Below are 24,220 nucleotides of genomic sequence, written 5' to 3' on the forward strand. Positions count from 1 at the left end.
CCCAGTGGGAGAGACCCGGCGCAGGCACTCCCCCTACCGGGCAGTGGGCGACTCCCGCCGGGCCGCCGCAGCAGAAAGGGCGGGGGCGGGCGTGTCTTTGGGGGTGCGTCGGTGCCTTGGCTGCGGCTGTGGTGGCCGTCATCGTCGTGGTTGTGCTGCTGGTTTCGCTGGGGGATGACGACGAGAGCACCACGTCCGCTCCCACCGACGCGGCGACCGAGAAGGCGCCACAGGGGGAGAAGCAGGAAGCCGAGGGTGAGCGGGCGGATCTGGTCAGGTTTCAGCTGGACGATCGCTCGGCAGCCGGCATCACTGATATCTGGGCCGTTTGGACCATCAAGAACAGCAGCAGCAAGAAGTCCGACTACTCGTGGGAATGGGAAGCGGTCGATGCCAGTGGCACCCGACTGGCGAACGGCACGCAACTGGAAACCTCCATTCAACCCGGCCAGACGGCCCGGGGTGAGTACCCCACGACGCTCAAGACCGCGAAGGGCGTCAAACTCAACATCACCGGCTTCAACCGCACCGCGAGCCTGGCATGAGCCTGCGTCCCTGGGTCGTCGTCGAGTCGCCGGACAGCCGTGGGCTTCGCCGGGTGACCGTGGGCGGCGAGACGGTGGGCAGTGCCTGGTCGTTGGGCGAACTGCGCAAAATACTCGGCCGCCTCGGTTTTCCGGCGGACGTGGATCTGGAAGACCGGTCACTCATCTGCTGGCGCGGCGGTGACAGCGGCACGTGGCCCGACCGGGCGTGGAGAAGACGCGCAATTCTCGTGCTGATGACGGTCGGGCTGTTGGCTGCCATGGGGCTCAACGCGGTTGTGGGGTGGCCGGACGCCGCTGGCGCGCTGACTTTTGCGCAACGGGTGACCGGGGTTCTCTTCGTGCTGTCCGGTCTGGTGCAGGGCGCAGCCGCGCTGATGGCGCTCGATCACTGGGGACGACGGCAGTTCAAGGTCTCCGGGGCGGTCGTCCTGCTGGGGGTTCTCATTTCGCTCGCCACGGACAGCCTCCTCCTCTTCATGTGGCTCGAGGAAACGGAATACACGCCCTATCTGCTGGTTTTCCTGCCTCTGTGGTGCTGGTCTCTGTGGGCGCTCGTCCTGCTCGTCAGGGAGAAATCCTGGGCAGGAGTCCCGCAGCCCAAGAGATTCGCGGCCGGAGTGGTCGCGACCGCGCTTCTGACCGCCGTAAGCCTGGCGTACTCGACCATGTACCAACCCAGCGCCGCCCCCATGCACTTCACCTTGCGCGCGGAGTTCGGGACTGCGCGCGCGGACCGCGTATTGCCGTTCGTCCACGTCCCGCTGTCGCTCCGCATGAAAAACACCGGCGGGATCCCCGTCTACATCCTCAACGACAGCTACACGGTCCGTGGCAGGGGTGCCAAGTACTCCAACTTCCCTAGCGATGAGGAATTGTTGAGTGAGTGGCGGGAGAGTGTGGGCAAGCCGGGTTACCCGGCCGGGGAGGCGGATCTCCATGTCAGTGACCTCAAGAAAACCACACTGAGCAGTGGTCATTTATACGGCCCCGGTAAGTGGCTCGAAGTCGGGCAGGAGTATTACCTTGAGCGTGTTTTTGAAGTCCCCAAAGGAGCGCGGTACGACACGGTGAGTGTCGACGTTCAGGTTTCCTACATGAGGAAGGATCGAGGAAAGCTGGACGTGGACGAGTTCAGCACTGCTCACCCTTCATGGGACGAAGACGAAGAGCACTACTGTGCATGGCAGGTGTGCGGGCAGCACCTCGTATATCAGGGGCGGCTGCGGCATAACAACAACCTTATCAATGTGACGCGTAAACCGCGCTTTGTCGCAGCGATCTGGTCGCCCGGGTTATCGCCTTCTTCCTTCATTTCATCACGGAAATTCAAAGGCGGCTCCTACAAAGAAGTGAGAAGGGAGTTGGACAGGTACGGAGCCGGGCGGGTCCGGGCCGATGCGGAGGTGTCCGTCGCGGAACTGATGAGATCCTCCGGGCTGTGACGAGTGGCCTCGCCGCCTACCCTTCGCCGAGCCAGCTCCCTGCCGTGATCCCGTCCTGGTCCAGGTACACGGCCGTCTGCCTGCAGTGGAGGGCCGGCTGCCCGAGGGTCGCGTTCAGTTCCTTCCCCGGCAGGAGTTCGGCGAGCTCCTCGATGAGCGGCCCGATGTCGAAGGGGGCGTGGGTGTGTTCGTCGTTCTCCAACTGGGCGCGGACGTCGAGCACCTCGTTTCCGTTCTCCTTGGCCTTCCAGAAGTCCTTGACGCCTGCGCTGTCCCAGTTCGAGGGAGTCAGGTCCTTCAACCCCTTTTCGAGTCTCCGGTCCGGGAGCGCCTTGAGTATGGCGTTGGTGCACACTTCGGCGGCTTTCCCCACAGGGGCATCAGGCGGCTCCTGCTCCGAGGCGGCTTTGTCATGCTCATCCTTCATCCCGGTGGTCCGATCGCTCATCTCCTTCCGGGCTTCATTCCGCTTCTCCGGTGAGTTCCTGGAGTCGGTCGCCTCTTTCATCGACTGAGTGACCTGATGAATCGCTTTCGCGAGCGGGTCATGCTGCTGCGATGTGCCCGACTGCTCGGATCGTGTGCGCGACGGCTCCGGTTGCGTGGGTGTCTCCTCAGGCTGTGCTGTCGAGAGGGTGAGAAAGCCCATCGCCGAGCTCACCCACAACGCCGTCATGCCCATCTCGCCCTGGCCGCGGCTCTGCTCCAGGGCGTAGCTCACTTCCTCCACGATCGCCGCCAGCTCCCCCCGCAGCTTCTTCGGTGTCCCGGAATCGCCGATCGCGTCCAGGGCGGATGCCGTCCGCTCCACCACCACGAGGAGCCGCGCGCCGTCCTCGGGTGGTACGTCGGGCTCCTGGCCCACCGCCAGGGTGGAGGTCATCTGCTTCACAAGCACCGTCAGCTGGTCCCGGAGCTCGCGGGGCGTGTTGTCGTCGCTGATGACCGACAGTGCCGACGCCAGCTTCTTCGCGCTCTCGGTGACCGCTTCCCTGTCCTGGGGTGTCGTCGCCGGGTCCGTCACCGTCCTGAGCGCGGCAGCCAAGGTGTCGACGGTCGACGTGAGTTCCTCGGGTACGTCTCCCCGTGTCCTGTTCAGGGCCGCCGTCACCTCGTCGATCGACAGCGTTTGGTCCGACGGCGGTTTGGACGCGGGTTCGTCCGGGGTGGCGGTACCTGACGAATCATCAGTCGTCGGCGTGTAGTCCGAATCCGACGTGTCGGTCGGGGGCGTGGACGTGGTCGGCGTGGAGGGCGGGGGCGTAGGGGTAGGGGTAGTGGCTGTCGTCGTCGGGGGAGGCGGCGTCGACGCGGGTGACGGGGGCGGCGTTGTCCGGGCGGGGGCGTGGCGCCCGCTCGCGGTGGGTGTCTGCTGTGCTGCCACCGCGCTCGTCAGGCCGGCCGGCAGCGCGAGTGCCGCGGCCAAGAGAGATGCGTTGACCCTGTGGAAGGCGTACCGCCGACTGGTTCTGGCCATGGTGGTCCCAGATGCGCTGTGCGGTGTACTGCATCATCTGCTTGCCGACTCGGCCGACTCGACCTTACAAATCCACTGTTCACCCGGTCGGCGCATCCTGCAATGCGAACGCCCGCCCTCGGGCCTGAGGTTGTGCGCACCGGTGGGATCCGGACGGGTGGCTGAGGCGTCTACACGAATATGGACCTTGAGAAGCCCTCAGCCACCGACCCACAGCAGCCACCGGCCAGGCGCGAGCAGCCGTCGGCGCCGGAAGGATGCCTCGTCGTCGCGATCCGGCTGCCCGTGCGGATCGTCGCGCTGGTGCTGGTCGTGCCGGTGCGGATGGTGTGGGACGCGCTCGTCGTCTCCGGGCGCTTCCTGAACGACACCATGCTGCGGCCGCTGGGACGGGCGCTGCTGTGGCTCGGCCGGGCGCTGTTCGTGTGGCCGTTCGTGGGGCTGTGGCGGTACGTCGTCGTGCCCGTCGCGATGGGGCTCGCCTGGCTGGGGAACGTACTCGTCGTCGTTCCGCTGGTGTGGCTGTACCGGTACGTGCTCACTCCCGTCGGGCACGCGTGCGCGTGGCTGGCGCGGGGGATCGGGGCCGGGCTGGGGTGGCTGTACGCGCGCGTGCTCGCACCGATCGGGCATGCGGCGATGTGGGTCCTCAGGGGGCTCGGCGCGGTGCTCGCCGCGTTCGGGCTCGGCGCGTTCGCCGTCGTGGCATGGCTGGTGCGGTATCTCCTCGTCGTTCCGGCCGTGTGGGTGTACGAGTGGGTCCTCACCCCCCTCGGGCGGGCGATCGCCTGGTGTGCGAGGGGCCTCCTGTGGGCCGTGAGCACGGTCCTCACCGGGATCGGGACCGCGCTCCACTGGATCGGGCGGGTGCTGTTCGTGCTGCCCGCGCTGGGCGTGTACGGGTGGGTCCTCGCGCCCGTCGGCCGTGTGCTCGCCGTGATCGGCAGGGAGATCTGGGAGGCGCTCGGGCATGCGTGGCGGGTCGCCGGGCGGATCTCGCTCGCCGTCGGACGGTTCCTCGCGAGCCTGTTCAGGTGGACCTTCGTGGAGCCGGTGCGCTGGGTGTACCGGACGGTCCTCACACCGGTCGGGCACGTCGTCCGGGACGCGGTCCTGCGGCCCGCCGCCGAGGCCGCGCGCAGTGTGGGGCGGGCCACCCGGCATGCGCTCGCCGGCGCCCGCGAGTCCGTACGGCAGGCGCGGGCCGACGTCCGGCGGATGCTGTTCGGAGAGCCGAAGCAGCGGGAGACCGTGGACCGACGGGAACCTCTCGGCCGTGAGACACGTACTCTTGGTAGCAGTACGACCGCTCTCACGAAGGACTGAACGACACTGGGCAAGCGACAGCCCGAAGGCCCGCCGCCCGCACCCGCGGTGCAGCGCATCCGACTGCGCTACACCAAGCGCGGCCGCCTCCGGTTCACCAGCCACCGTGACTTCCAGCGCGCCTTCGAGCGTGCGCTGCGCCGTGCCGAGGTGCCGATGGCGTACTCGGCAGGGTTCACGCCGCATCCGAAGGTGTCGTACGCCAATGCCGCACCCACCGGCACGGGCAGTGAGGCGGAATATCTGGAGATCGCGCTCACCACAGCGCGGGATCCCGAGAAGCTGCGGGCTCTCCTCGACGAGTCGCTGCCCACCGGCCTCGACATCGTCGACGCGGTCGAGGCCCGGACCTCGGGGCTCGCCGACCGGCTCACCGCTTCCGTGTGGGAGCTGCGGCTGGACGGTGTGGAGCCTGCCGAGGCCGAGCGAGCCGTGGCGGCCTTCAACGCCGCCGAGGCGGTCGAGGTCCAGCGGATGACCAAGAACGGCGTCCGCACCTTCGACGCCCGCCCCGCGGTCGTACAACTTGAAACACAGAGTGAAACGGCTGATAGGCCGACCGACCAGCCCTGTGCGATACTGCGGCTGGTTGTTCGGCACGTGACGCCTGCCGTACGACCCGACGACGTCCTGTCCGGTCTCCGCGCCGTGGCCGACCTGGCGCCGCCGGTCCCCGCAGCGGTGACCAGGCTGGCGCAGGGGCTGTTCGATGAAGAGACCAGCACGGTGACCGACCCGCTCGCGCCCGACCGCGAGGCAGCGACGGCCCCAACCGAGGCCGAGACCGCTGCCGCCGCGACGGCGCCGGCGTAAGGAAGGTTCCGCGTAGGGACGGTCGTCGAAGCGCCGCCCTCGTACTCGGGAGCCACCTGGGTCGGGCAGCGCACCGACCAGAAGACTTTCGCCAGGCCGTACGCATTCGGCGTACGGAACCGGCGAGACAGGACACAGAGAGCTCCCGTGCGGCGCCCGCGCCCCGGACGGCGGCAGTCGCGCAATGCGCGAGCCGCGGACGTCACCGGCATACCGCCGGACCAGGTGCGGCGCCCGGGAGCCTGACGGGAGAAACGCCCGCATGCTCGAACCGACCGAACCCAATGAGGGTTCCGAACTGAACACTCCCAGCGACACCCTGCCGCCGCGCCGGCGGCGCCGTGCCGCGTCCCGCCCGGCGGGCCCGCCGACGGCTGCCGCCGAGGCGCAGCCCACAGAGGTGGTCGAGCCGGCCATACCGGTCGCCGATGCCTCCGATGTGGCGGCCCTGACCGAAGACGCCGACACGGCCGAGAAGCCCCAGGAGCACATCGACGCCGTCGTGGCCGCCGTGGCCGAGGCGACTTCTGAGGACGCGGACACCGAAGAGACCCAGGACGCCGAAGAGGCGGAGGGGACGGCGGAGGCCGCCCCTGCCGGCCGTACGCGTCGGCGCGCGGTGCGCCGCGCCTCCGCGCCGGCCGGAACGCCCACGACCGCCCAGGCCGCCGAGACCGTGGTGCCGGTGACTGCCGCCGCACCCGTCGCCGAGCAGGCGCAGGCTGCCGCCGAAGAGCCCGCGGCCGAGGAGACGGCGCCGCCGCGTTCGCGTCGCCGCGCGGTGCGTCGCGCGTCCGCACCCGCCGGTGCTCCCGCGCCGACGGAGGCCGCCGAGACCGTGGTCTCCGATGCGTCCGGTACGGCCGCCGAAGTGCCTGCCGCCGCTGAAGCCGCCGCCCCGGCCGAGGACGTCGAGGCTGCCGAGGAGGCCGCGCCGCGTCGTACGCGTCGCCGTGCGACCCGTCGGGTTTCCGTGCCCGCCGGTGCTCCCGCCGACGAGGCCGCTGTCTCTGCGGTGGCCGACGAGAGCGCCGAGGCGCCCGTGAGCGACGAGGCCGCCGGCGACGCCGAGGAGGCCGCCGAGGCAGCCCCGCGTCGTACGCGCCGGCGCGCCACGCGGCGTGCGGCCGCTGGTGCCGAGGAGACCCCCGAGACGATTGCTGCCGAGGCCCCCGTCGAGACGCCGGTGACGGCGGCCACGCCCGTGACCTCCGGTATCGACACCGTGACCGCCGCGGTCGCCGGCGTCGGCGAGCCCACCGAGGCACCCGCCGCCGAAGCCGAGGAGAAGGGCGCCCCCCGCCGCCGTCGCCGGGTCGTCCAGCGGGCCGCCACCGGCTTCGCGGCGCCGGCTCAGTCCGCCGCCTCCGAGGGCGGCGAGGCGCAGCGCCCCGCGCGGCCTGCCGTGGCCGTGTTCCAGGCGCCCGTGTTCACCGAGCCCCAGTTCCAGACGCCCCAGCGCGCAGCCGCCGAGGCCGCGGCCGAGGCGGAGCCCGAGGACGTCGAGGAGTTCGCCGCGGAGGAGCAGCCCGCCGCGTCCAAGCGTCGTCGCCGGCGTCGGGGCGCCGGGTACGGCGACGAGGCCGAGCCCGCCCAGAGCGTCGAGGCCGCCGCGGAGGACGAGACCGAGGAAGCCGAGGACGCGGAGACCGAGGACGTCGCCGACGGTGACGACACCGAGGAGACCGGGTCGCGTCGGCGCCGTCGGCGTGGTGGCCGGCGTCGTCGTCGGGGTGAGTCCGCGGACTCCGAGTCCGAGGGCGGTGACGCCGAGGGCGACGAGGTCGCCGCGGCGCAGGCCGCACAGGACGCCGAGGACGCCGCCGAGCAGGACGAAGAGGACGCCGACGACGCCCGAGGCGAGGACGGCGGTTCCAGCTCCAGCCGTCGTCGCCGGCGCCGTCGTCGTCGCGCCGGTGACTCCTCCGCGGACGCCGAGCCCGGCGAGGGCGACCCCGAGCGCACCGTCGTCAAGGTCCGCGAGCCCCGCCCGAAGGCCGAGCCGTCCGACGAGGTGCAGTCCATCAAGGGCTCCACGCGCCTGGAGGCCAAGAAGCAGCGCCGCCGGGAAGGCCGTGAGCAGGGCCGCCGCCGCGTGCCGATCATCACCGAGGCCGAGTTCCTGGCCCGCCGCGAGGCCGTCGAGCGTGTGATGGTCGTCCGCCAGCACGGCGACCGTACGCAGATCGGCGTCCTCGAGGACAACGTGCTCGTGGAGCACTACGTCAACAAGGAGCAGTCGACCTCGTACGTCGGCAACGTCTACCTGGGCAAGGTCCAGAACGTGCTGCCGTCGATGGAGGCCGCCTTCATCGACATCGGCAAGGGACGCAACGCCGTCCTGTACGCCGGTGAGGTCAACTTCGAGGCGCTCGGCATGGCCAACGGGCCGCGCCGCATCGAGTCCGCCCTGAAGTCCGGCCAGTCCGTGCTCGTCCAGGTCACCAAGGACCCGATCGGGCACAAGGGCGCGCGTCTGACCAGCCAGGTCTCCCTGCCGGGCCGTTACCTCGTGTACGTCCCCGAGGGCTCCATGACCGGCATCAGCCGCAAGCTGCCCGACACCGAGCGGTCGCGGCTGAAGACCATCCTCAAGAAGATCGTCCCCGAGGACGCGGGCGTCATCGTCCGTACGGCCGCGGAGGGCGCGAGCGAGGACGAGCTGCGCCGCGATGTCGAGCGACTGCAGGCGCAGTGGGAGGACATCCAGAAGAAGGCCAAGAACGGCAACGCGCCGACGCTGCTGTACGGCGAGCCGGACATGACCGTCCGGGTCGTCCGGGACATCTTCAACGAGGACTTCTCCAAGGTCGTCGTCAGCGGTGACGAGGCCTGGGAGACCGTCCACGGCTATGTCTCGCACGTGGCGCCGGACCTCGCCGAGCGGCTGTCGAAGTGGACGTCCGAGGTCGACGTCTTCGCCACGTACCGGATCGACGAGCAGCTCGCCAAGGCGCTGGACCGCAAGGTCTGGCTGCCGAGCGGTGGTTCGCTGGTGATCGACCGGACCGAGGCGATGGTCGTCGTCGATGTCAACACCGGCAAGTTCACCGGCCAGGGCGGCAACCTCGAGGAGACCGTCACCAGGAACAACCTGGAGGCGGCCGAGGAGATCGTCCGCCAGCTGCGGCTGCGCGACCTCGGCGGCATCATCGTCATCGACTTCATCGACATGGTGCTGGAGTCCAACCGGGACCTGGTGCTGCGGCGCCTGCTGGAGTGCCTGGGCCGCGACCGTACGAAGCACCAGGTCGCCGAGGTGACCTCGCTGGGGCTCGTGCAGATGACCCGTAAGCGGGTCGGCCAGGGCCTGCTGGAGTCCTTCTCCGAGACCTGCGTCCACTGCAACGGCCGCGGTGTCATCGTGCACATGGAGCAGCCGACCTCCGCCGGAGGCGGCGGCAAGCGCAAGAAGCGCGCGCGGGCCGGTGCCGGTCCGGAGCACGTGCACGAGGCCGCCGTCGCCGTCGAGCCGGCCGAGACGGCCGAGGAGGAGGCGGAGTCCGAGGCCGAGGTCGCTGCCGAGGCCGCCCGGCCCGCCGCGCTCCCGGAGCCTGCCTTCGCGCCCGACGAGGAGCTGTACAGCAGCGTCGCCGAGGCGGAGGCCGCAGCCGGGCGTGGCGGTCGTTCGCGTCGCCGTGGCGGTCGGCGGGCGTCCGCTCCGGCGGGTGCGCCGAGGAAGTCCGAGGCGGTTCCCACGGCTCAGGACGTCACCGTCGAGCAGGAGGTCGAGCGTCCGGTGCAGCCGGAGTCGGCCGCCGAGGCGAAGGCCGAGCCGATGGCCGTGGAGGACGCGGTCGTCGAGGCCCCGGCCACCGAGGAGGCCGCGCCCAAGGGGCGTACGCGGCGTCGTGCGACCCGCAAGGTGTCCGCGCCCGCCGGGTCGCCGGCAGGGGCCGAGGCCACCGTCGTGACGGTCGGCGAGGCCGCCTCCCCGGCGTCCGAGCAGGCTGCGCAGGCCCCGGCCGAGGCTCCCTCGGAGCAGGCCGAGCCGGCTGCGGCCGAGGCGGTTGCCGAGAGCGCCGCTCCGGCCCGTGCCCGGCGCCGCGCCGTGCGCAAGGCCACCGCGCCGACCGCGTCCGAGGAGACGGCCGTCGTGGTCGTCCCGGCCGCTGAGGCGGAGTCCGCCGTCGCCGCGGAGGCCCCGGCCGCCGAGGACGACGTCGACGAGGCGGCTCCGGCCAAGAAGACGGCCCGTAAGACGGCCAAGAAGGCCACGGCGAAGAAGGCGACCACCAAGAAGACCGCGGCCAAGAAGACGGCAGCGAAGAAAGTGACGGCCAAGAAGGCGGCGAAGACCACCAAGACGGCCGCGGCCAAGTCGACGGCGAAGAAGACCACGGTCTCGGCCGCCACCGACGAGTGACGCGCGACGCCTGATACGTGGTGCGGCCGGTCCATGTGACCGGCCGCACTGCGTTGGAGCCCGGCCCGGTTTGACCCCCTTGCCCACGGCCCCGTAACCTTGACCGTCGGCGTGTCCGTGGATATAGGCACGCCACATCCCCGTAAACCTCATCCCTCCGGAGCACTGGGTGTTCTGGAGAGGCCGCTCGCATGCCGGGCGGCTGGACTGCGGGGGTGCCGTTCCCGAGCGAGAGAGTGAGATCCGCGTGTACGCCATCGTGCGCAGCGGTGGTCGCCAGCACAAGGTTGCTGTCGGCGACATCGTTGAGGTTGACAAGATTTCCACTGCCAAGGTTGGCGACACGGTCGAGCTCTCGACCCTGCTCGTTGTCGACGGCGACGCTGTGACCAGTGACCCGTGGGTGCTGGCCGGCATCAAGGTTCAGGCCGAGGTCGTGGACCACCACAAGGGCGTCAAGATCGACATCCTTCGCTACAAGAACAAGACCGGCTACCGCCGTCGTCAGGGCCACCGCCAGCAGTACACGGCGATCAAGGTCACTGAGATCCCCGCGGCTGCGAAGTAAGGGACTGAGGAGAGATGGCACACAAGAAGGGCGCATCGTCCACCCGTAACGGTCGTGACTCCAACGCTCAGCGCCTCGGCGTGAAGCGCTTCGGCGGTCAGGTCGTCAACGCGGGCGAGATCCTGGTCCGTCAGCGCGGCACCCACTTCCACCCGGGCGCGGGCGTCGGCCGTGGCGGCGACGACACGCTGTTCGCCCTGCAGGCCGGTTCGGTGCAGTTCGGCACCCACCGTGGCCGCAAGGTCGTGAACATCGTTCCGGTCGCCTGATCGGAAGCTTTCGCGAGGCGGACCTCACTTCCCTCACGGGAAGCGGGTCCGCCTTTCGCGTGTTAGTTCTCAAAGAACACCCCGTACGTAACTGGAGGCACATCCCATGACCACCTTCGTGGACCGCGTCGAGCTGCATGTCGCCGCGGGTAGCGGAGGCCACGGCTGTGCCTCCGTCCACCGTGAGAAGTTCAAGCCCCTCGGCGGGCCCGACGGCGGCAACGGCGGGCGTGGCGGGGACGTGATCCTCACCGTCGACCAGTCGGTCACCACGCTGCTCGACTACCACCACTCCCCGCACCGCAAGGCCACCAGCGGCAAGCCCGGTGAGGGCGGCAACCGCTCCGGCAAGGACGGGCAGGACCTGGTCCTTCCCGTGCCGGACGGCACCGTCGTTCTCGACAGGGCGGGCAATGTGCTCGCCGACCTGGTCGGGCACGGCACGTCGTACGTCTCCGCGCAGGGCGGCCGGGGCGGGCTCGGCAATGCCGCGCTGGCGTCGGCGCGGCGCAAGGCGCCCGGGTTCGCGCTGCTCGGTGAGCCGGGGGACCTCCAGGACATCGTCCTGGAGCTGAAGACCGTCGCCGACGTGGCGCTGGTCGGGTACCCGAGCGCCGGCAAGTCCTCGCTGATCTCGGTGCTGAGCGCCGCGAAGCCGAAGATCGCGGACTACCCCTTCACGACGCTGGTGCCCAACCTGGGTGTCGTGACGGCGGGCTCGACCGTCTACACCATCGCCGACGTCCCGGGGCTCATCCCTGGCGCCAGCCAGGGCAAGGGCCTGGGCCTGGAGTTCCTGCGCCACGTCGAGCGGTGCAGTGTGCTCGTGCACGTCCTGGACACCGCGACGCTGGAGTCCGACCGTGACCCCGTCTCCGACCTCGACATCATCGAGGCGGAACTGCAGGAGTACGGCGGGCTCGACAACCGGCCGCGGATCGTCGTCCTGAACAAGATCGACGTACCGGACGGCAAGGACCTCGCCGAGATGGTGCGACCGGATCTGGAGGCCCGTGGCTACCGGGTCTTCGAGGTGTCCGCGGTGGCGCATCTCGGTCTCAAGGAGCTGTCGTTCGCGCTGGCCGACCTGGTGGGCAGGGCGCGGGCCGCGAAGCCGACGGAAGAGGCGACGCGGATCGTGATCCGGCCGAAGGCCGTCGACGACGCCGGCTTCACCGTGACGCGCGAGGACTTCGGCGGCGAGCCGCTGTTCCGGGTGCGTGGTGAGAAGCCCGAGCGCTGGGTGCGGCAGACCGACTTCAACAACGACGAGGCCGTGGGCTACCTCGCCGACCGGCTCAACCGGCTCGGTGTCGAGGACCAGTTGATGAAGGCGGGCGCCCGGTCCGGCGACGGCGTGGCCATCGGGCCCGAGGACAACGCCGTCGTCTTCGACTGGGAGCCGACGCTGATGTCCGGGGCGGAGATGCTCGGCCGGCGTGGCGAGGACCACCGCTTCGAGGCGCCGCGGCCTGCCGCGCAGCGGCGGCGTGACAAGGATGCCGAACGGGACGAGGCCCTCCGGGAGTTCGACGACTTCGAGCCGTTCTGAGGCCTGGGAGGGCGTGCGGCGTTGTCGGTGCCGTCGACTGGGGGCTCCCGCCCCCAGGCCCCCGCTTCGGCCTGAACGGCCTCGTCTTCAAGCGGCGGACGGGCTGACTTTGCCTGGGCCGGTGTCCCGGCGCCCGTGTGTGTCGCTGGCCGGATTGGTTAACTCCAGGAAAATTTGCGGCGTATCCCAGGGCAACCCCTTCGATCCCCGGTGAGTCGTACTGGGCGGCGTGGGATGAGGATCTTGAACTTTCGAGGCCTCACCACCGTCAACTGCCCATCGGATTCCCGGAGTCGACGTGGTCGAGGCTGTTTCGCGCAGAACGCGGCGTAGCGCCGCCATGGCTGCCGCCCTGGTGGCCGCGAGTGTCGGTGTACTGCCGGCGGGGTCCGCCCACGCGGCGACCCCCACCGTGCGGCAGGACTTCAACGGTGACGGGTACGACGATCTGGCCGTCGCCGCTCCCAACGCCACCGTGAGCGGCAGGGCGAAGGCGGGCTACGTCGCCGTGCTGTACGGATCCGCGAACGGACTGCGCACCACGGCCAAGAAGGTGTACACGCAGGCCTCCGCCGGGATTCCCGGCACCGTCGAGGCCGGTGACCGCTTCGGTTCGGACCTCGTCACGGCCGACCTGGACGGCGACGGATACAGCGATCTGCAGGTGTCCGCCGATGACGAGCGGTGGGAGCAGGGCGGCATCGCACGGGAGGGCAGCCGCACCGTGCTGTGGGGCGGCCCGGGCGGCTTCAGCTCGGGGAAGGTGCGGCCCGCTGTCGGAGACAGCCCGTACCAGAGCGGCGGCGGGACCGTCACCGGTGACTTCAACGGCGACGGGCATCCGGACCTGCTCGACAACGGCCGTGTGGAGTACGGGCCGTTCGGGCGCGGCGGTGTGCCGGCCGGCACGACCGGAGCGCAGCTCGTCGACGGCGACCTCGACCTGGTCAGGGTGGTGGCCGGCGATGTGGACGGCGACGGCATCACCGACCTCGTGACCCTGGCCCGCTCGTTCGACGCGGACGACGAGGGCAACCGTGGCGAGCACCTGAACTTCCTGCGCGGCAGCCGCCACGGCCTCGGTCCTCTCGTCGTCCTCAGGGACGCCCAGGGCGAGAGGATCAGACCCGGCCACACGCTGGCCCTCGGCGACGTCAACGGCGACCGCCGCGAGGACATCGTCATGGGCCATGGACGGCTCAGCTTCCTCTTCGGCACGGCGAGTGGCCCGGCCGACTCCGTCGCCCCCCGGAGCATCACCCAGGACACGCCGGGCATGCCCGGCACCGACGAGGCCGGGGACGTGCTCGGCCACGACCTCGCGGTCGGCGACATCAACGGCGACGGCTACGGCGACGTCCTGGCCGGCGACCCGTACGAGGACCTGGGCACGGTGCAACAGGCCGGCGCCTTCGTCGTCGTACCCGGTGGACCTGACGGGCCGACCGGGGCCGGCGGCAGACTCCTCGCCCAGAACAGCGCGGACGTTCCCGGCACCGCCGAGAAGGACGACCGCTTCGGCGAGCACGTGCATCTCGTCGATTCCAACGGCGACGGGCGGGCCGAGCCCGTCGTGGCCGCGGTCGGGGAGGACGCGCGTGCCGGCGGCGTGTGGGTGTTCCGGTCCGGCTCGGCCGGTGTCACCGCGAAGGGTTCCTTCGCCTTCGGCGCCGGCACCCTCGGCACGGTCGCGAGCGGCGCCCGGCTGGGTGAGCGGTTCCCGCGCTGATCAGCCGCCTCACCCCATCACGCCATCACCCACATCTTTCCGACGTCAGGAATCACATGGCTTCGCGTTCCCACCGCCGCACTCCGCGCTCCCGCCGCAGAGGCACCGTTCTCGCCACCGGCGTCGCGCTCGCCACCGGCGTCGCGCTCGTCGCCGGGGCGCTGGCGGTGCCCGCCGTCAACGCCGCCGCCGAGGCCACGGCCGCCACGCCCAGCAGCAAGCGGCTGCACGACGACTTCAATGGCGACGGGTATCCCGACGCGGCGATCGGCGCCCCGTCCACAGCGGTGGGAGGGGCACCGCTGCGCGGCGCGATCAGTGTGCTGTACGGCTCTTCCAGCGGGTTGTCGACCTGGCGCAAGCAGGTGCTGACGTGGCCCAACCGTACGAACGAGGCGTATTACGGGGCCCAGTTGACGAGCGCGGACCTGGACGGGGACGGATACGCGGACCTGTTGTCGTCCGCCGAGTCGGAGATGCCGTACGTCGACTCCGGGTTCGCCCTCGTCGTCAACTGGGGCGGCCCGAAGGGGCTGTCGGCCACGCCGACGAGACTGACCTGGAGCCCCGGCTATGAGTGGGGCGGCCGGTTCACCGTCGCGGACGTGGACGGCGACAAGCGACCGGATGTGGTCATGGTCAGCGACGACACGCCGGACAGCGAGGCACCGGGCAGGGTGTGGCACGGCCCGTTCACCCGCACCGGCAAGCCCGCGAAGACCGGCTCCTTCGACATCGACCCAGATGGGCACTCGTCGTACCACTCCGTAACGGCGGGTGATGTGAACGGAGACGGCACTGCCGACCTCGCCGTGCGCACCTCCTCCCAGGACGAGCCGGACTCGCGCGCGGTGTCCCTGCTCACGGGCGGCCCCAACGGCCTCACCTACCAGGGCAATCTCAAGGACGCCCAGGGCAGGATCGTCGGCGGCGAGGACGCGAGGATCGGCGATCTGAACAAGGACGGGTACGGCGACATCGTCGTCGGCCACTCCAAGGACAGCCTTGACAGCGACGTCGAACTGCCCACGAAGGGTGGTGCGTTGGCCGTCGTCTACGGCGGTCCCGGCGGCGTCTCCAGCACCCGCAAGCCGGTGTGGATCAACCAGGACACCGCCGGTGTGCCCGGCGCCGGCGAGCACGGCGACGGCATGGGCTCGGGGCTGTCCATCGGCGACACCGACGGCGACGGCTACCTCGACGTCGCGACCGGGCTGCCCGGCGAGGACTTCGACGGCCGCACCGACGCGGGCACCGTGCTCGTGCTGCGTGGCAGCGCGAACGGGCTGACCGCCACCGGCTACAAGTCGTTCAGCCAGAACACCGGCAAGGTGCCCGGTACCGCCGAGGATCAGGACCGTTTCGGTCAGAAGACCGCTCTCGTCGACGGCAACGGCGACAGGAGGCACGGCCTGGTCGTCGGGGACCCGGCCGAGAACTTCGACATGGGGTCCGCGTGGGTCTTCTCCGCCACCTCCAGCGGTGTCACCGCCGCCAATTCCTTCTCGTTCGGTCCGGCCACCATGGGCCTGACCGTGACCCAGGCGCAGTTCGGATCGTGGCTGGCCGACTGAGAGCGACTACAGCCTCGTACCGATATCCCCCCACGAAACGACAGGAGACAGCACCATGAACAGGCGCAGAGCAACCTGGCGCACGGGACTCGCGGTCGTCATGGCGGTGACGGGAGCGGCCGCTGTGCCCGTCGCCCAAGCGGCCGGGGACACTCCGCCCGCAGTCGAACTCCGGGACGACTTCAACGGCGACGGCTACTCCGACCTCGCGGTCGCGGCGCCCGAGGCGACCGTCGACGGGAAGTCGAAGGCCGGTTACGTCGCCGTGGTGTACGGGTCGGCGAGTGGGCTGAAGACCGCCTCCAAGCAGGTCATCAGCCAGAACACGGCCGGCGTCACCGACTCCGCCGAGACGGAGGACCTCTTCGGCAGCGCGGTGAGCAGCGCCGACCTCGACCGGGACGGATACGCGGACCTGATCGTGGGTGCCGCCGGTGAGGACTCCGTCGAGGGCGGTGCCGAGACCGGGATCGTGCAGGTCGTCTGGGGCGGGGCGAACGGGCTGTCCGGCGGGGCCGCGCTGGCGTACGGGCGCGAGACCTATGACCGGCTCAGCGCCAAGGGGCAGCTGACCGTCGGCGATGTGAACGGTGACGGGGCGCCGGACCTGGTCGTCATCGAGAGCCAGGTCAAGCTGCGGGTCATCAAGGGCCCCTTCGGCCGCGACGGTTCCGCGAGCGGCGGGGAGCAGATCGTCCTGGACGACTCCGACCCCCGCTTCCTGGACCTGGCCACCGGCGACGTGAACGGTGACGGCATCGACGACGTCGTCGGCACCATGCACGACGGCGACGAGTACGACGCCCGCCGCATCACGTACTGGCGGGGCACGCCGGACGGCCTCGCCGAGGGGATCGTGCTCCGTGACGCCAGGGACTGGCGGGTGCAGGGCGGCGAGTCCCTCGACCTCGGTGACGTGAACGGGGACGGGTACGAGGACATCGTGGTGGGCCGGTCCGTCGACGGCTACGACAGCGACCTCGACACCCCGATCCCCACGGGCGGCCGGGTCGCCTTCATACCGGGCTCCGCGAACGGGCCCGTCGGTACGAAGGCGATGTACGTCAACCAGGACAGCGCCGGAGTCCCCGGCGCCGCCGAGCGCGGCGACGGCTTCGGCTCCGACGTCTCGGTCGCCGACGTCGACGGCGACGGGTACGCCGACGTCTCCACGGGCGTGCCCGGTGAGGACTTCGACGGGCTGAGCGACGCCGGCGGTGCCGTCGTACTGCGCGGCGGCGCGAACGGGTTGACCGGCACCGGCGCAGGCGGAGTCAACCAGGCCACCGAGGGCGTGCCGGGCGCGGCGGAGACCAAGGACGCCTTCGGCGGCGCGACCCACCTCGTGGACGCCAACCACGACGGCCGCGCGGAACTCGTCGTAGGCGCACCGGGGGAGAACGCGAACGCCGGGTCGGTGTGGGTGTTCAAGTCCACCTCGGCCGGCATCACCCCGACCGGCTCGCTCACCTTCGGCGCCGGGACCCTCGGCACGGTCGCCGCGAACGCGAGGCTGGGCTCCGGGTTCAACTACTGATCCAGCCGGGTTCACGCACTGATCGACCGGCAGACCCGTTGTGGCAAGGGCACCTTGTCGTGCCGCAGCGGGTCTTCCGTTGTCTCCCTAGTTGTCATGCACGCGAAGCTCACAGTTCAGCAGCCGGGCCGCCCTCGGGCGTGAGCATCCGAAGTGTCCAAGAGGCCAGCGAGGCAGGGGAGTTCGCCGATGACCGGTGTTTCCGGATCCGTATCGCCCGACCGACGCCGCTTTCTGACCGCGGGTGCCGCGGTGCTCGGCGCCGCGGCCTCCGCCCAGCTGTGGCTGCCGTCCGCCGCCCGGGCCGCCGAAACCCCGCTGCCCGACGGCGTGTTCAGTCTCGGGGTCGCCTCCGGTGACCCGCTGCCCGACGGCATCGTGCTGTGGACGCGCCTCGCTCCGGATCCGCTGCACGGCGGCGGCATGCCCGACCGCGTGGTCTCCGTCGAGTGGGAGATCGCCGAGGACGAGCGGTTCCGCAAACCGGTGCGCCGCGGGGTCGCCCAGGCCCGGCCCGAGCTGGGGCACAGCGTCCACGTCGACGTACGACGGCTGCGCCCGGGCCGTACGTACTGGTACCGCTTCCGCACCGGCGGCCAGCTCTCGCCCACCGGCCGTACCCGCACCGCGCCCCACCCGACGAGCTCCGGCGGCCGGCTGCGCATGGCGCTGGCGTCCTGCCAGAACTGGCAGCACGGCTACTTCACGCCGTACGCCGACATGCTCGACCAGGACCCCGACTTCGTCCTGTTCGTCGGCGACTACATCTACGAGTCCACGCCGTCGGCGACGGGTGTGCGCCGGCACGAGGGCACGGGTGAGCCGTACAGCCTGGTCCAGTACCGCAACCGGTACGCCCAGTACCGCACCGACCCGGACCTGGCCGCGATGCACGCGAACGCGCCCTGGGTGGTCACCTTCGACGACCACGAGATCGACAACGACTTCGCCGGCGAGATCCCGCAGGACCCGGACAAGCAGCCGCACGACGCGTTCGTGGCCCGGCTGACCGCGGGCTACCAGGCGTTCTACGAGCACATGCCGGTCCGTGCGAGCGCCATCCCGAACGGCCCGCACATCCAGATGTACCGCCGCCTGGAGTTCGGCCGCCTGGCCCGGCTCAGCGTGCTGGACACCCGGCAGTACCGCAGCGACCAGGCCACCACCCAGGAAGGCGCCCAGGACCCCGGGCTCACCATGCTCGGCGCCGAGCAGAAGCGGTGGCTGGTCGACGGGCTGCGCCACTCGCCGGCCCGCTGGAACATGATCGGCTCGCAGATCATGATGGCCGAGACCGACCTCAAGGTCGGCGAGGGCAAGCTCTGGTACTACGACGCCTGGGACGGCTACCAGGTCGAACGCAACGCCCTGATGCAGGAGTTGAAGCAGGTCCGCAACCCGGTCGTGTTCACCGGTGACCGCCATCTGACGATGATCAGCGACCTCAAGGAGGACTACGCCGACCCCAGCTCGGACGTGGTGGGCGCCGAGTTCGTCGGTACGTCCATCTCCAGCAACGGCGACCAGGACCAGGACGCCTTCCACAAGGAGTGGGACCCGCGCCTGCCGGACAACCCGCACTGGAAGCTCCTCGACGCCCACCGCGGCTACCACCTCTTCGACATCCGCCGCGACGGCATCGACGCGCAGGTGCGGATCGTGGACACGGTGCGCGCACAGACGGCCACGCCGAGCACGCTGGCCCGGCTGCGGGTCGAGTCGGGCGAGCCGGGCGTCGAGGTCGTGTAACTCCCGCAACCTCGGTCACTGCCGTAACGCCTACTGGAGGGCCTGGGACTCAGCCGTGTCCCAGGTCACTCTCAGCGCTCTCTCAGCAAGCTCTCCTACCGTCCTCTGACCATGGAGACGGACTGTACGAGAGCGGAACTCCCGGCCGACGGCGACGTGATCACCCCGCTCGCCACCGGGACCCGCCTGCTGCACATCGGCCCGCACAAGACGGGCACCACCTCGATCCAGGGCGCCCTCTTCGAGGCGCGGGCCGAGATGGCCCGGCACGGCGTCGAGTGGCCCGCCGCCACCCGGCACCCCATGGAGGCGGTCCTGGCCGCCTGCGCCCGCACCGGAATGATGGGCGACCCCGCGCCCACCGAGCGGCACTGGGAGCGACTGCTGGAGCAGGTGCGCGGCACGGGGCGGCGTACGTCCGTGATCAGCAGCGAGTTCTTCGCCGACGCCCTCGACGACGACACCGTCGAGCGGATCGTCGAGCAGCTCGGCGGCGAGCGCGTGCACGTCCTGGTCACGCTGCGCCCGCTCGCGCGGATCATGCCCTCGCAGTGGCAGCAGTACGTGCAGAACGGCCTGCGCATGGGCTACGAGGACTGGCTGGAGCACCTGCTCAGGAAGCCGCCGTACGACAGGCCCACCCCCAGTTTCTGGCGCCGGCACCGGCATGACCGCCTCGTCGAGCGCTGGGCGCGGGTGGTCGGCGCCGAGCGGGTCACCGTCGTCGTGGTCGACGACCGGGACCGGCAGAGCCTGATGCGCACCTTCGAGGCGCTGCTCGGACTGCCCGCGCATCTACTGCGGCCGATTCCGGACGCGGCGAATCGCTCCCTCACCCTCGCCGAGACCGAAATGCTGCGGAATCTTAATAAGGAATTCCGCGCCAATGAACTGCCCGAGGAGCTCTATTCACAGCTCGTCCGGAACGGCGCAGTGATGCATATGAAGAACACGTGCGCGCCCGGTCCCGGCGACGTGAAGATCTGCACCCCGCAGTGGGCCGTCGAAGTCGCCGCCGGGATCGGTGCCGAAATGGCGGAGCGGATCGGGTCGACGGGGGTACGGATCGTCGGCGACATGAGCCTTTTGTCCGCCGTGCAGCTGTCCGCCGTGCAGCAGCCGGCGGCCGGGACCGGCGCCGTGCCGCGCATCGCTCCCGAGGCTGCGGCGCATGCGCTGTACGGGGCCCTTGCCGCGGCGGCGGGCGCTCCCGTACGGCACGCCGCGCCCGCCAAGTCGCGCACCGTTCACCAGACGTCGTCGAGGGAGCTGGTGCGGGTACTCGGTCACCGTTGCCTCAAGCGGCTACGGCTTCGGTGAGCCTGTGTCGTTACTCACGGCAACGGCCGGGAACTTCCGGCAGGCTTCATCGCAATGACCATGCGTACAAGGTGAATGATAGGTTGCGCGCACATATGCAGACGGGGACGCTCACCTTGCACTGCGGTAACCCCAAGTGGGACCATTTCCAAGTTCCCAGTCGCCACAAGGTAGGTCACCTGTGTCCCAGCACATAGCCAAGCCCCGTACCACCGCAGTGATCCTTGCGGGTGGTACCGGCCAGCGCGTGGGTCTGTCGATCCCCAAGCAGCTGCTGAAGATCGCCGGCAAGGCAGTCATCGAGCACACGTTGACCACCTTCGAGAAGGCCGACTCGATCGACGACATCATCGTGCTGATGGCGCCCGGTTATGTGCCGGACATCGAGAAGATCGTCGCCAAGGCCGGGTTCAAGAAGGTCAAGAAGGTCATCGAGGGCGGCTCGACCCGGAACGAGACGACCGAGCGCGCCATCGACGCCCTCGGCGAGGGCCTGGCCGAGGGCGAGGACGTGAACGTCCTCTTCCACGACGCCGTGCGCCCCCTGCTGTCGCAGCGTGTCATCGACGACTGTGTCGTGGCGCTGGAGCGCTTCCAGGCCGTCGACGTCGCCATCCCGTCCGCGGACACCATCATCGTGACCCGCACCCACGGCGAGGACGGCGAGTTCATCACCGAGATCCCGGACCGCTCCCGGCTGCGCCGCGGCCAGACGCCGCAGGCGTTCAAGCTGTCCACGATCAAGCGGGCCTACGAGGTCGCCGCCGGTGACCCCAACTTCCAGGCCACGGACGACTGCTCCGTCGTGCTCAAGTACCTGCCGGACGTGCCGATCCACGTCGTCGCGGGCGACGAGTACAACATGAAGGTCACCCAGCCCGTCGACGTCTTCATCGCCGACAAGCTCTTCCAGCTGGCCTCCACCGCCACGCCCGAGCAGGTCAGCGAGGAGGCCTACCGCGAGCTGCTGACCGGCAAGACCGTCGTCGTCTTCGGCGGCTCCTACGGCATCGGCAAGGACATCGCCGAACTCGCCGAGTCCTACGGCTCGAAGGTGTACGCGCTGGGCCGCTCCACCACCGGCACCCACGTGGAGAACCCGGAGGAGGTCGACGACGCGCTGTCCAAGGCGTACGCCGAGACCGGGCGCATCGACTACGTCGTCAACACCGCCGGCGTGCTGCGCATCGGCAAGCTCGCCGAGACCGACAACGCCACCATCGAGGAGGCGCTGAAGGTCAACTACCTCGCCCCGGTGCAGATCGCGCGGTCCTCGTACAAGTACCTGGCCGAGACCAAGGGCCAGCTGCTGCTGTACACCTCCAGCAGCTACACCCGCGGTCGCGCCGAGTACAGCCTGTACTCCTCGACCAAGGCGGCCATGGTGAACCTCACCCAGGCCCTGTCCGACGAGTGGGCCGGCGACGGCATCCGCGTCAACTGCATCAACCCGGAGCGCACCGCCACCCCGATGCGCACCAAGGCCTTCGGCCAGGAGCCCTCGGGCAGCCTGCTCTCCTCCGAGGCCGTCGCCCGTACGTCCCTCGACGTGCTGCTCTCCGAGCTGACCGGCCATGTGATCGACGTCCGCCAGCAGGACCCGACCGCGGCCGCAGGCAAGGCGTCCGGCTTCGAGCAGGCGCTGGCCAGTGTTCTGGACCGCCAGGACGGCATGGCATAATCATCAGTTAATAGCCTTATGGAATTCAGGCCTCTGCGATTCTTCGTTCACGAAGAATTCACAGGGGCCTGAGTCCTTCCCCCTTCAGACCGGCCCCTCTCCCTGAGCAGGTTCTCCGTGATATCCACCGCTATTCGCGTCGCCCGGGTGGGCAGCGCGGCCGAGCTGGCCGCGGCGGCCTTCATGATGCTGGGCTTCCCGGCACTCATGCTGGCCGCGCTCGTCCCGAGCGTTCCCGCCTTCGCGGCCGCGGCCGCCGTGACGTACCTGGCGGACCACTATCTGCACCGCAAGGGCAGCTATCTGGTCAACCGCCTGAGCAAGGTGCGGGCAGGTCTGTCGATCCGCTTTCTGATCAGGCAACTGCTGCTGATCCTGCTGCTGGCCCGGCTCGGCCTCGCGGACGACCTCATCTACTACGGCGCGATCGCCTGCTTCATCGCCTTCTACGGCCTTCAGGCCCCGCACGGCGCGCTGGTCACCCTGATCCGCAACCGCCGCCGTATGCCGGTCGCCACCCGCAACGTCGACCTCGCCTCGCGCATCCGCATCCCGGACGCCCCGCCGCGCAGGCTGCTGCACCGCTCCGCCGAGAAGATGCTGCACCTCGACCTCGCGGCCGTAGCCGGCATCCTCGTCTCGGCCTCCCTGGAGTCCGCCGTCGCGGGCTTCATCGGCATCGGCATCACGGTCGGCGTGGGCTGCCTGTACGTACTGGCGCTCGTGCCGTACGTCCGCGGCGCGAAGACCCCGCCGAACGCCGAGAAGGTCCTGGCCGCCGTCGACGACTGGCTGGGCGAGTACCGGCCCGAGACGGTGCTGTACTTCTCCGGCTCCAAGGACTCCGCGTACCAGGTCAACATGTGGCTGGAGACCATGGAGCAGCTGGACTCCAAGCCGCTGATCATCCTGCGTGAGCGCGTCATCCTGAACAACCTCGCGCCCACCACGGTGCCCGTCATCTGCGTGCCCGGCGGTGTGCACCTGATGAACCTGGACCTGTCGAACGTGCGCGTCGCGCTGTACGCCGCGAACGTCGGCAAGAACATCCACCTGCTGCGCGTCCCCACCATGAAGCACGTCTTCATCGGCCACGGCGACAGCGACAAGCTGGCCAGCGTCAACCCGTACAGCAAGGTCTACGACGAGGTGTGGACCGCCGGGCGCGCGGGCCGCGACCGCTACGCCATCGCCGACGTCGGTGTCCGCGACGCCGACATCGTCGAGGTCGGCCGCCCGCAGCTGGCGCCGATCCAGGGCTTCAGCGGTGCCCCCGAGGGCCGGATCCCGACGGTTCTCTACGCGCCGACCTGGGAGGGCTGGGACGGCAACCCCGGCAACACCTCGATCGTGCTCGCCGGCGAGTCCATCGTGACGAAGCTGGTGTCGGCCGACCCGCCGGTCCGCGTCCTGTACAAGCCGCACCCCTTCACCGGCACCGTCAGCAAGGAGGCCGGCGCCGCGCACCGGCGGATCATCGCCCTGGTCGAGCAGGCCGCCGCCGAGCGGGTCACCGACCCGCGCTTCACCGCCGACACCGCCACGCTGACCGCCGCCAAGGCCGAGCTGGCCCGCATCGAGACCCGCCTCGCCGAGCTGTCCGGCAAGGGCAACGGGAAGGGCAACGGCAACGCCAAGGGTGACGAGGCCGAGGCCACCCGTGACGGGCTCGTCGACATCGCCAAGCACGAGGAGGTCGCCCGGCTGCGCGCCGAGTGGAACACCGCGTACTGGCGCTCCTTCCCCGGCCACGAGCACCGCGTCATCACGGGCGCCGAGCCGCGCCTGTACGACTGCTTCAACGTCTCCGACGCGATGGTCTCCGACATCTCCAGCGTGGTCTCCGACTTCATCGCCAGTGGCAAGCCGTACGCCGTCACGGACTCCGCCGAGCTGGGCGTGGAGGAGTTCAAGCGGGCGAACACCGCGGTGCGCGCCGCGACGATCCTGTCCAACAGCGCGGCCGAGCTCGGCGAGCTGCTGGACGCCGTACGGGATCCGGCCGCCGATGCGCTGGCCGAGGACCGCGTGGAGCTCAAGCGGTACCTGCTCGGCCCGGACGAGCCGACGTCCATCGACCAGTTCAACACCGCGGTGGCGAACCTCGCGATCAAGGCCGAGACGCGCAATGTCGGCCAGGAGTCCCGGACGTCGGCCGGAGCCGACATGGACCCCGAGCCCGAGCCCGACCCCGTGCCGGCGACCGTGCCCGTGCCGCGGGGGTCGGCGGACGGGGACGACTTGACCGCCTGACCCACGGACGCGACGA

Annotated in this window: 17 protein-coding genes; 15 read left to right on the plus strand and 2 right to left on the minus strand. The window is 70.1% G+C overall.

Features of this window, described 5'->3' with window-relative positions:
• The first annotated feature begins 128 nt into the window (after positions 1-128).
• Together OG331_RS32755 and OG331_RS32760 are read left to right on the plus strand one after the other, a co-directional pair.
• On the plus strand, positions 129-545 hold the full coding sequence (locus OG331_RS32755; protein ID WP_406202850.1) for a hypothetical protein: 417 nt from the start codon (positions 129-131) through the stop codon (positions 543-545).
• Complete coding sequence (locus OG331_RS32760) at positions 542-1,990, plus strand: Yip1 family protein (RefSeq protein ID WP_406202852.1); 1,449 nt, start codon at positions 542-544, stop codon at positions 1,988-1,990. Before OG331_RS32755 ends, OG331_RS32760 begins: the two co-directional genes overlap by 4 nt.
• Positions 1,991-2,006: 16 nt before the next feature.
• On the opposite strand, the gene OG331_RS32765 is transcribed toward OG331_RS32760, so the two are convergent.
• Both OG331_RS32765 and OG331_RS32770 read right to left on the minus strand, forming a co-directional pair.
• Positions 2,007-3,101, minus strand: coding sequence for a hypothetical protein (locus OG331_RS32765; RefSeq protein WP_406202854.1), 1,095 nt, complete (start codon positions 3,099-3,101; stop codon positions 2,007-2,009).
• Between the two features lie 76 nt (positions 3,102-3,177).
• On the minus strand, positions 3,178-3,504 hold the full coding sequence (locus OG331_RS32770; RefSeq protein ID WP_406202856.1) for a hypothetical protein: 327 nt from the start codon (positions 3,502-3,504) through the stop codon (positions 3,178-3,180).
• Positions 3,505-3,647: 143 nt separating this feature from the next.
• Here OG331_RS32770 and OG331_RS32775 point away from each other — a divergent pair, with 143 nt between their 5' ends.
• From OG331_RS32775 to OG331_RS32835, 13 genes are all read left to right on the plus strand, one after another.
• Positions 3,648-4,793 carry a hypothetical protein gene (locus OG331_RS32775; protein ID WP_406202858.1) on the plus strand — a complete coding sequence of 382 codons (1,146 nt, stop codon included), beginning with the start codon at positions 3,648-3,650 and terminating at the stop codon, positions 4,791-4,793.
• A gap of 48 nt (positions 4,794-4,841) precedes the next feature.
• Positions 4,842-5,606, plus strand: coding sequence for a TIGR03936 family radical SAM-associated protein (locus tag OG331_RS32780; protein ID WP_406202860.1), 765 nt, complete (start codon positions 4,842-4,844; stop codon positions 5,604-5,606).
• Between the two features lie 262 nt (positions 5,607-5,868).
• Positions 5,869-9,972 carry a ribonuclease E/G gene (locus OG331_RS32785; RefSeq protein WP_406202862.1) on the plus strand — a complete coding sequence of 1,368 codons (4,104 nt, stop codon included), beginning with the start codon at positions 5,869-5,871 and terminating at the stop codon, positions 9,970-9,972.
• Positions 9,973-10,219: 247 nt separating this feature from the next.
• Positions 10,220-10,540, plus strand: coding sequence for a 50S ribosomal protein L21 (gene rplU / locus OG331_RS32790; protein WP_007381993.1), 321 nt, complete (start codon positions 10,220-10,222; stop codon positions 10,538-10,540).
• Between the two features lie 14 nt (positions 10,541-10,554).
• The gene (gene rpmA / locus OG331_RS32795) at positions 10,555-10,809 is read left to right on the plus strand and encodes a 50S ribosomal protein L27 (protein WP_010041940.1); all 255 of its coding nucleotides are present in this window, start codon (positions 10,555-10,557) and stop codon (positions 10,807-10,809) included.
• Positions 10,810-10,915: 106 nt separating this feature from the next.
• A complete protein-coding gene (gene obgE, locus OG331_RS32800; RefSeq protein ID WP_406202865.1) occupies positions 10,916-12,361 on the plus strand; it encodes a GTPase ObgE in 1,446 nt (481 codons plus the stop codon).
• Positions 12,362-12,701: 340 nt separating this feature from the next.
• Entirely contained in the window at positions 12,702-14,090 is a 1,389-nt protein-coding gene (locus tag OG331_RS32805) for a VCBS repeat-containing protein (RefSeq protein ID WP_406202867.1), read from the plus strand.
• A gap of 56 nt (positions 14,091-14,146) precedes the next feature.
• The gene (locus OG331_RS32810; RefSeq protein WP_406202869.1) at positions 14,147-15,664 is read left to right on the plus strand and encodes an FG-GAP repeat domain-containing protein; all 1,518 of its coding nucleotides are present in this window, start codon (positions 14,147-14,149) and stop codon (positions 15,662-15,664) included.
• A gap of 55 nt (positions 15,665-15,719) precedes the next feature.
• The gene (locus OG331_RS32815; protein WP_406202871.1) at positions 15,720-17,201 is read left to right on the plus strand and encodes an FG-GAP-like repeat-containing protein; all 1,482 of its coding nucleotides are present in this window, start codon (positions 15,720-15,722) and stop codon (positions 17,199-17,201) included.
• A 189-nt stretch (positions 17,202-17,390) separates the two neighbouring features.
• A complete protein-coding gene (locus OG331_RS32820; RefSeq protein ID WP_406202873.1) occupies positions 17,391-18,950 on the plus strand; it encodes an alkaline phosphatase D family protein in 1,560 nt (519 codons plus the stop codon).
• Positions 18,951-19,061: 111 nt separating this feature from the next.
• Positions 19,062-20,270 carry a hypothetical protein gene (locus tag OG331_RS32825; protein WP_406202875.1) on the plus strand — a complete coding sequence of 403 codons (1,209 nt, stop codon included), beginning with the start codon at positions 19,062-19,064 and terminating at the stop codon, positions 20,268-20,270.
• Between the two features lie 181 nt (positions 20,271-20,451).
• Positions 20,452-21,951: a D-ribitol-5-phosphate cytidylyltransferase gene (locus OG331_RS32830; protein WP_406202877.1), complete on the plus strand. Its 1,500-nt coding sequence runs from the start codon at positions 20,452-20,454 to the stop codon at positions 21,949-21,951.
• A 147-nt stretch (positions 21,952-22,098) separates the two neighbouring features.
• Complete coding sequence (locus tag OG331_RS32835) at positions 22,099-24,204, plus strand: hypothetical protein (protein ID WP_406210431.1); 2,106 nt, start codon at positions 22,099-22,101, stop codon at positions 24,202-24,204.
• The last annotated feature ends 16 nt before the right edge of the window (positions 24,205-24,220 follow it).

The organism is Streptomyces sp. NBC_01017 (assembly GCF_045162795.1).
In the GTDB taxonomy this organism is placed as follows: domain Bacteria; phylum Actinomycetota; class Actinomycetes; order Streptomycetales; family Streptomycetaceae; genus Streptomyces; species Streptomyces machairae.